A 1,297-nucleotide genomic window follows, 5' to 3' on the forward strand; every position below is an offset into this window, starting at 1 on the left:
GGGCCTTGACCCGGAATGTTGGACACGGGCTATGCGGCTTGGGCCAGGGTAGTTGATGTTGTGTCGAGTGCTGTCTCGTAGGCGATGGGACTGCGTTGTCCGAGGCGGGAGTGTCGGCGTCGGGTGTTGTAGCGGTTGAGCCAGCGGAACGCGTCGAGATGGGCCTCGCGTTCGCTGGACCAGTGCTTTCGGCCTTGAAGCGTCTCGCGTTTGAACGTCGCGTTGAAGGACTCGGCGAGCGCGTTGTCCGCCGAGCTGCCGATCGCGCTCATGGACTGGCGGACGCCGGCCTGGCGGCAGGCGTCCGCGAAGGCCCGGCTGGTGTACTGGGCCCCGTGGTCGGTGTGCATGACCGCCCCGGCGAGGCTGCCGCGGGTGCGTTCGGCGGCGGACAGGGCGTCGGTGACGAGGTCGGTGCGCATGTGGTCCGCGATCGCCCAGCCGGCCAGGCGGCGTGAGGCGAGGTCGATGACGGTGGCCAGATACAGGAACTTCCCGCTCTCCAGCGGGAGATAGGTGATGTCGCCGACGTACTTGGTGTTCGGCTCGCTTGCCGTGAAGTCGCGGCCGATGAGGTCCGGGGCCTTCGCCGCGGCCGGGTCCGCAACAGTGGTGCGGTGTCTGCGGCGCAAGCGCACGCCGGCCAGACCTGCACTCCGCATCACCCGCGCGATCCGCTTGTGGTTGACGCGCTCGCCCGCCTCGCGGAGCTCGGCCGTGATCCTGGGGACGCCGTAGGTGCCGTCCGACTCGCGGTGCACGGCCCGTATCCGGGCGGCGAGGCGGGCGTCGGCCGCCTGCCGGGCGGCCCGGTCCGAGGCTGTGCGACGCCAGTAGTAGAAGCTGGAGCGGGCGATGCCCAGGATGGTGCACAGCCGCTTCACGCCGTAACGGCGCTGATGGTCGGCGACGAACTGGAAGCGGTTCACCAGCGCGTCTCCCCGGCGAAATACTTCGCCGCCTTCCGCAGGATCTCGCGCTCTTCCTCCAGCTCACGGACCTTCTTGCGCAGAGCGGCGTTCTCCGCCTCCAGCGGCGTGGGCGGCTCGGCGGGCGCCTCCGCCCGGCGTCCCCGGGGCCGGTTCGCTCCAGCCGCCCGGACCCAGTTCCGCAGGGTCTCGGGGTTGATCCCCAGATCGGCGGCGACCTGCCTGATTGTCGCCTCGGGCCGCGACTGGTACAGCGCGACCGCGTCCGCCTTGAACTCCGGCGGATAGTTCTTCATGACCACGAGATGTCCGTTCTCAGATCCTCAGGATCCAGTGTCTCGTGTGTCCAAGATCAAGGGTCAAGGCCC

The 1,297-nt window shown here is 69.2% G+C and carries 1 protein-coding gene; it reads right to left on the minus strand.

Annotated elements, in window-relative coordinates; genetic code table 11:
• Positions 1-29: 29 nt before the first annotated feature.
• A protein-coding gene (locus R2S09_RS40100) for an IS3 family transposase (protein WP_306193105.1) occupies positions 30-1,231 on the minus strand; the annotation gives its coding sequence in 2 pieces (ribosomal slippage) (positions 30-940 and positions 940-1,231; 1,203 coding nt in all).
• Positions 1,232-1,297: the final 66 nt, after the last annotated feature.

It is taken from the genome of Streptomyces sp. MK7 (assembly GCF_032658145.1).
GTDB lineage: Bacteria > Actinomycetota > Actinomycetes > Streptomycetales > Streptomycetaceae > Streptomyces > Streptomyces spiralis.